Here is a 7,723-nt window from a genome sequence, read left to right as displayed (position 1 = left end):
GGTGGCGGCGGCCACGCTGGCGGCTGCGGCGGCGTTGGCCGCATCGGCATCCGAGATGAGGGCCAGGGCGGCCGCATCGGTCAGGCTGGCCTGGATGCCGGCCGCGACGGCGGCATTGGCGGCGGCGGTCGCCGCCAGGTCCAGCGCGGCGGCATCCGTGGCATTGGCCAAGGCCGTGGCGGCGGCGGCAGCGGCGGCATCATTGGCCGAAATGACAGCCAGCGCGGCCGCATCGGTCAGCGCCGCCTGGGTGTTGGCCGCGTTGGCGACCACGTCGGCCGCATCGGCGATCAATTGCAGTGCGGGGGCGTTGGTCTGGTCCGCTTGCGTCTGTGCCGCATCGGCCGCGGCGTGTGCGGCGGCGGCGTTGGCGGCGGCCGTGACGGCCGCCGCATCGTCATTTTGCGCCGACGTGGCGGCGGCCTGGGATAGGGCGGCGGTAGCGGCCGCCGCAGCGGCAGCGTTGTCGTCATTCGTGGCGGCGCTGGCAGCCGCTTGTGCGCCGGGGACGACAGTGGCCGTGCTGGCTGCCAGCGCATCGTCGCTGGTCGCGCTATTGGCAGCGAGCAAGGCGGCCGCCGCCGCAGCGGCCGCTTGTGCCGCCTGCTGATCGGCCAGGAGGGCCGCGTTCGCCGCTGCCAGCGACGCTGCCGCCGTGGCTGCCGCCGCTGCCGCTGCTGCGTCATCGGCCAGGGCATTGGCGGCGGCGGCCGCAGCCGCGGCGGCGGCCAGCACGGCCGCGTCGGTCACGACGGTGGTGGTGGATTGATTCCCCGTGCCGCCCTGGCCTCCGGTCGAGCCACCGGTGCCGCCCGTGCCGCCGGTGCCGCCCGTACCCGTACCGCCGGTACCCGTTCCGCCCGTACCACCTGTTCCCGTGCCACCTGTGCCTGTACCGGCGCCGCCGGCGGCGGCGCCGCCTCCGCCACCGCCTGCCGCTGCGGCAACCAGGCCAAGGCCGCCGAGCGCGCCCAGCGCGCCCAATCCGCCCAGGCCACCCGCGCCGCCGCCAGCCGATGCCCCGGCGACATCCACGACACTGCCGCTGGGGATGCCGGCGGCTCCCGCACCTGTGCCCGCCGCGCCTGCGGCGCCGCCGTTGTTATCGCTTTGCGATGTGCCGGGATCGGCACCGCCGTTGCCAGCCTGGCCCGCGGCCGCACCACCGCCACCGGCTGCCAAGGCTGCCGCAGCCACCGCCGCGGCCGTGCCCAGGGCGGCGGCATTGCCGCTATCGGCGCTTCCCGTGACTTCCACGACATTTTCAGGCGGCATGGTCGCGCTGGCATCGGCCCCTTTTGTCAGTTCATCTTCGTCATACTGCTTGCGGTCGCCATTTTTGGGATTGACGGCTTTTTTTGCGGGCGTCGTGATCTTGGCGGCAGCGCCTTCGGCATTGACGGGAACTTGTGCTGGATTTGCGGTGGTGGCCATTTGAACGTCTCCGGAAAAGGTTATGTATTCGTCGAATCTTTAAGATAATAAAAAATCAATAATCTGTTTCAACTGCTTGCTTGCTCCGGCGAGGCTTGGGCCGTGGTTGAATTCTGCTGTTTCCGATGTTGATGGTGGCAAGTAAAACATAACTGGGAAAAAAACGCTGGCGGAAGAGAACGCTTCTTCTGCAATATTTAAAATGTCATATTTATATTTGTTTGGTGTGCCTCCGTTTTTCTGTGGTTTGTGGTGCCGGCAACTCGCGAGTCAGGTGAGGCACATCGTCAGGATGCGCTGCTTGCACGAGGAATACCCTTGCGCTCGCTCTGGAAATGGTTGTAATTTTGAAACTTTCAATTCCATTTTAATCATACTCCATGACCTCATTGTCCCGACTGTTACGCAGGGGAATAATCACCAATTGTCACACAATGACTATTTTCTGCCGGGTCCGCTGTCCTGTTCCCGCATTTCTCCGTCTTTTATTCGAAAACTCATCTTGCTATCGCATTGCTAGTTGTTGTTTTTTGAGTGAGGATTATCAAATGTGATTCTTCATAAAATGCGATGAAAATAATTAATTAAAATTTTCATATCGCATTAATGCTATCGAATGAATAGCCTGGATATGGCGAGGGGAATTTTTTATAATAACTATCAGTCAGATAGTTATTATTTCAGGAAGCGGAACGGCGCAAAAATGAAAAACGCCCCGGCGGGCGGGGCGTTTTGTCGGGGATGGTGATTGTGCGCTGTCAGCCTTCCTCGCGCCAGCTGCGCAGGCGGATGGCGGCGTAAATCAGCGCCGCGCCTGCCGCCGCGCCCAGCCAGACGGCTGGCAAGGCCAGGCTGGACCAGGAATTGCTGAACACGTCGATGCGTGTCATGTGCGATCCTCCCTCGGCCAGGGCATGCATGCGCGGCAGCAGTTCCGGTTCGAACAGATACCAGCTGCCAGGGAGAGTGCCCAGCAGGGCGCGTCCGATGACATTCATCTGTATCCAGCTGACATCGCTTTCCGTCTGCGTCAGCTTGCCGGCCCAGACGGTCAGGATGAGCAGCAGCAGCGGCACGCCGACGGCCCACAGGAAGACTTTCGACTTGGCCCAGCTCGATACCATCAGCAGCCAGCCCACCGTCGGCAAGGCCCACAGGCAATACACGGGCAGCAAGCCAAACACGCGCAGCGGTCCCAGGTACAGGCCGGGAGAGCCGAGCAGTTCGGCAAACATGTGGATGCCGTTGGCCGCCAGCACGCCGCTGAGGATCAGGATCAGGGCCAGCGAAGTCAGGCAGGCGGCGGCGGCCACGATCAGCGGCGCGACCAGCAGGGCGATGGCCGCTTTCGACAGCACCGTCTGTGCGTCCGAGATGGGCAGCGATTTCCAGAACAGCACGCTGCGGTCGCGGCGGTCGTCATGCAGGGCGCTCAGGCAATAGAAGAACACGAGGAAGCCCAGTGCCAGGAACAGCGGCGCGGCCGCATACGTATAGTTGTTGGCGACGGCGTCGATGATTTCCGTGCGGCGCGGGCCAAAGGTGCGCGTATTGAAGACGGTGCTCCAGGAAATTTCCTCGCCATTGACGATGAGCGCCGTGTGCATTTTGGTCTTAGCGACGGTCGCGGCCGCCATCAGGGCGCCCAGCACCGTCATGACGACGCCGATCACGGCAGGCGTCCACACCAGCATGCCCTTGTGTTCCCACAACTCACGCCGGAGCAGCCATTGCATCTTGTTTGCAGGGGAAATACTCATTGGTACGATCCTTTCATGGTCGCGACAAACAGGTCAGCCAGGCTGGGCGTGCGTACTTCGCCAAGGGCGGCCAGCTGGGTGCGGGCGACGCCGTCGAACAGCATCACCGACTTGCCGAACACGCTGCGTTCGCTGATCGGCTGCAGGGCGCGCGCCGGATTGACGTGCTGCGGGCCCACCATCAGTTCGATGTAGCGCTCGCCCACTTCTTCCATGCTCGAGGCCAGCACGATCTTGCCGTCGCGAATGAACATCAGGTCGCTGAGGATGTGTTCCACTTCCTCGATCTGGTGCGTGGTGATGACGATGGTCTTGTTTTCATCGAAATAGTCTTCCAGCAGGTTCTGGTAAAACTGCTTGCGGTACAGAATGTCCAGACCCAGGGTCGGCTCGTCGAGCACCAGCAGCTTGGCGTCGATGGCCATCACCAGCGCCAGGTGCAACTGCACCACCATGCCTTTCGACATGGCCTTGACCTTCATCTTCGGCGACAGCTTGGTGTGGGCCAGGTAGCGTTCGGCCTTGCTGCGGTCGAAACGTGGATGCACGCCGGCAACGAAATCGATGGCGTCGGCCACGCGCAGCCAGCCCGGCAGGATGGCCACGTCGGCGATGAAGCACACGTCTTCCATCAGCGCGTCGCGCTGCACGCGGGGATCGCGGCCCAGCACCGACAAGTCGCCATCGAAGCCCGTCAGGCCCAGGATGGCTTTCAGCGTGGTGGTCTTGCCGGAACCGTTGGGCCCGATCAAGCCGACGATGCGTCCCGGCGCGATATCGAAGCTGATGCCGTCGATGGCCGTCTGTTTGCCATACTGCTTGCGCAGGCCACGTGCGCTGATGACGCTGTCCTTGTTCAATGCATTCATGCGTTCTCTCCGTGTGCGTCGCCGTCGCGGCTCGCTTGCAGCAGTTGCTCGAGGTCCAGGCCCAGGCGCGTGATGTGTTCCAGCAAGGCCGGCCATTCCTCGCGCAGGAAGCGCTCGCGTTCACTGGCCAGCAATTTGTCGCGGGCGCCTTCCATGACGTACATACCGAGTCCTCTGCGTTTTTCCACCAGGGCATCGTCGACCAGTTCCTGATAGGCGCGCGAGACCGTGATGGGATTCAATTGATAATCGGCCGCCACCTGGCGCACCGACGGCAAGGCGTCGCCGGACTGCAGCACGCCATCGAGCATCATGCCCACCACCCTGGCCTTGAGCTGGCGGTAGATGGGGCTATTGTCATTCCATTCCGCGCTCATGGGATGCGCTCCGATAAGGGGATGGCGGGATGACGCGCAAAAGGTGCTGGGGGCATCGGCTTTCCTTGGTGAGTTATTGATCTGGTGTTGTAGTTAACTATAACACTAAAAAATCACCTGTCAACAAACCATGTATTTATATCCATAAGGCAACTATAATATTGTTGATTTGAGAATCTTACTTGATAACTTATGGCGAAACTCATCGCCAGTCACCATGAAAGCGGAAATGATCAATCGATATGGCGAGTTGCAAATGTTGTTCCGGCGCGCCGCTTGCGGCGGCGCCTTGCTGGCGGCGCTGAGCGCCTGTGGCGGCGGTTCCGGCGATGGGGGCACGCCTGCCGCGCCCACCGTGCCGACGGCCGAGGCGCCGCGCTACCTGGTGGGCGGCACGGTGAGCGGTCTGGTGCCGGGCGCCCAGGTGGTGCTGGCCAACGGTGCCGAAAAATTGACCGTCACGGCGAATGGCGCCTTTCATTTCGCCGGCAAGCTGGCGGCGGGCGCCAGTTATGAAGGCACAATCGAGAGTACCTCCGAAGGCCTCGGCTGCAGCATCGCCAAGGGCGCGGCGACGGTGGGCAATGCGGATGTCGACACGCTCGCCGTGCGCTGCCTGCCTGTCGTGCTGGCCGGCGTGCAGGAAAAAATCCAGAGTATTTCCGGAATGGTGCAGGATACGGCCGGCAATTATTACATTGCCGACGCCGTTCTGCAGGTCATCCATAAAGTCACGCCGGCCGGCAGCGTGAGCGTATATGCGGGCATCCCTGGCAAGCCGGGCGCCGACGATGGTGCCGCTGCCAGCGCCACTTTCCACATGGCGGGCGGCGTTGCCGTCATGGCGATCGATCGCGCGGCAAACCTGTACCTCGCCGACAGTTGCAATGCGCAGCTGCGCAAGATCACCCCGGCTGGCGTGGTCAGCACGGTGGCGGGACAGCGCCGCGCGGCGTGCGACTGGTCCAACACGGCTCCGAGCTTTGCCGATGGGCAAGGGACGCAGGCGCAACTCGGGCGCATCGACAGCGTCGCCATGGACATCAATGGGGATGTCCTGCTGACCGATCCGGACCAGCAGATGATCCGTCGGGTAACGCCGGGAGGATTGGTCACTTCCGAAAAAGTGCGGGATGTGCACGGGTTTTCGATACCGGCCGGCGACGTGGTTGTCGATGCTGGGGGCACGATCTACTTGGGGGAGTTGTTTGGCGGCCGGCTCTTTCGGTGGCAGCAGGGCGTGGCCGTCCTGGTGGCAGGAGGATACGGCCGGACGGGCAATGATGGCAAGGGCACGGCCGCCGGCTTCCTTTCCATCCGTGGCATGGCGCTCGGCCGCGATGGCAATCTGCTGCTGTCCGACCATGATGCCATTCGCCGCGTGACCCCGGGTGGCGACGTGAGCACGGTAATCGGCCGGACAGTGACGGATGCCGCCGGTGCCGCCGCCGGCTTCTCCTACCTGGGCACCTTGCTGCAAGACAGTTCGGGCGCCATTATCGTCAACGATGCCAACATGCATCGCGTGATCAGCGTCAGCCCGGCAAAGGTATTGTCCCCCCTGTCCTTTCTGTCGGGCAGTATCGGGCCCAAGGATGGTGTGGGTGCTGCGGCTCGCCTGGGCTACGTGAGCGCCGCGCGCATGTGCAGCGATCCGGCGGGTAACGTCTATATGCTCGACCGGGCGAACAAGGTGCTGCGCCGTCTCACGCCAGACGGTAGTTATAGCATCTACGCCGGTATTGCCGGACGGGCGGGCAGCGATGACGGACCACGCGCCAGCGCGACCTTGCTTGCGCCTGTCGCGATCGCCTGCGACCAGGAGGGTGGGGTCTATCTTGCCGACCGGGCCCCTGCTGGCGCTGCGTATAATCTGCGCAAGATCAGCAAGGACGGGGTGGTGTCCACCGACGGGGCGTTGCCCAGCATTCCAGGCATTACCACAACGGAATACCTGCTGGGCGTCGACAAGGATGGCTATGTCTTCTGGCAGGGCTGGGCGCTCGATGGTATTTACCGGCGCGCTCCTGGCGGCGCGTTCACCTCGCTGGTCTCATTTGAAGCCTTGGCACGCTCGCTGGGTGATACGGAGTATGAATGGCTGGAGATGCTTCCGGCCAGCATGGTTTTTGACAGCAAGGGCAATCTGTACTTTGATGATGTCGTGCATCAAGTTGTCTTCAAGGTGGACCGTGCAGGCAAGGCCAGCGTTTTTGCCGGCACCCTGAAGAAGGGCAGCGGCGGCGATGGGCCGCCCGGGGTGGGGGGCTTGCCGTTTTCAGGTGCCACCAGCCTGGCCATCGATGCCAGCGACAATCTGTACATGAGCGGCCAGGGCCGGCTGCGCAAGATCGATGCCGCCGGCGTCATTTCCACGCCAGTGTTGCCGTGGGGTTATCCGAACGTCGGCATCCTTGCTTACGGTAACGGCACCTTGTTTGGCTTCACGACGCAGGCAATGCTGCAGACACCGTTACCCTAAGTCGTGGTATTCATGCGCGGCCGAGGCAGTTGCAGCCTCGCCTGCAAATCCAGCGCATTGAACAGGGCGGCGCCTGCCGCCGTGTTGTCGAAGATGCACCAGCTGCCCGCCTGCGCTGGTGTGTGCAATTCAGCGGCCAGCGCCGCAAGGCAGTCGGCCGGGTAGTCGGAATAATAGATGGTCGGGCTGCCGTGCAGGCGCAGATACGCCGCATCCGTCGTCGGCACATGCGGCCCGGGCTGGCCGGCGGGCGGATCGGCGCGCACGCGCGTGATGCGCTGCATCGTTAATAACTCGGTTGCGCCCGCCTCGAACCAGCTGGGGTGGCGCGCTTCGCAGGCGAGCATGCCGTCGAAGCGCTGGCGCAGCGCATGGAAAAATGCGGCGGCCACGTCCGTCTCGAAACGCAGGCTGGGCGGCAGCTGCACCAGCACGCAACCGAGCTTGTTCCCCAATTGCATCACCTCTCCTGCGAAGCGATCCAGTTCGGCCGCGCCATCGCGCAAACGCCGTTCGTGCGTGATACTGCGCGGCAATTTTACGCTGAAGCGGAAATGCTTGGGCACGCTGGCGGCCCAGCGCGCGTAAGTGGCGCTCTGGTGCGAGCGGTAGAAGGAGCTGTTGATTTCCACGCAGTCCAGCACCTGGGCATAGCGCCGCAGGTGGCTGCCATCGAGGGGGAAGCGGCTGGCGGCGGCGCTGGAAATGCTCCAGCCGGCCGTGCCGATGTATACAGTATGCATGGCGCCATTACAGCAAGGCCAGACGGGCGCGGCTATAGGACAAACGCCCGTGCGGCGG

6 protein-coding genes are annotated in these 7,723 nt (G+C 63.2%); 1 reads left to right on the top strand and 5 read right to left on the bottom strand.

The features are described from left to right. The 4 genes from GCN78_RS15820 to GCN78_RS15805 form a co-directional block, all read right to left on the bottom strand. Positions 1-1,434, bottom strand: a 1,434-nt coding sequence (locus GCN78_RS15820; protein WP_193316751.1) for a hypothetical protein, incomplete at its 3' end; no start/stop codon positions are given. A gap of 758 nt (positions 1,435-2,192) precedes the next feature. Then, entirely contained in the window at positions 2,193-3,194 is a 1,002-nt protein-coding gene (locus GCN78_RS15815; RefSeq protein WP_152252537.1) for a hypothetical protein, read from the bottom strand. After that, positions 3,191-4,063, bottom strand: coding sequence for an ABC transporter ATP-binding protein (locus GCN78_RS15810; protein ID WP_152252536.1), 873 nt, complete (start codon positions 4,061-4,063; stop codon positions 3,191-3,193). The genes GCN78_RS15815 and GCN78_RS15810 overlap by 4 nt, the downstream gene beginning before the upstream one ends. After that, entirely contained in the window at positions 4,060-4,440 is a 381-nt protein-coding gene (locus GCN78_RS15805; RefSeq protein WP_152252535.1) for a GntR family transcriptional regulator, read from the bottom strand. The genes GCN78_RS15810 and GCN78_RS15805 overlap by 4 nt, the downstream gene beginning before the upstream one ends. 229 nt (positions 4,441-4,669) lie before the next feature. On the opposite strand from GCN78_RS15805, the gene GCN78_RS15800 reads away from it, so the two are divergent. Continuing rightward, positions 4,670-6,922, top strand: coding sequence for an NHL repeat-containing protein (locus GCN78_RS15800; RefSeq protein WP_152252534.1), 2,253 nt, complete (start codon positions 4,670-4,672; stop codon positions 6,920-6,922). On the opposite strand, the gene GCN78_RS15795 is transcribed toward GCN78_RS15800, so the two are convergent. After that, positions 6,919-7,665, bottom strand: coding sequence for a DUF72 domain-containing protein (locus GCN78_RS15795; protein WP_152252533.1), 747 nt, complete (start codon positions 7,663-7,665; stop codon positions 6,919-6,921). The genes GCN78_RS15800 and GCN78_RS15795 overlap by 4 nt on opposite strands. Positions 7,666-7,723: the final 58 nt, after the last annotated feature.

The organism is Janthinobacterium rivuli (genome assembly GCF_009208735.1).
Classification (GTDB): domain Bacteria; phylum Pseudomonadota; class Gammaproteobacteria; order Burkholderiales; family Burkholderiaceae_D; genus Janthinobacterium.
The sequence above is the reverse complement of the archived record's forward strand: the minus strand, read 5'-3'. Positions and strand labels throughout refer to the sequence as shown.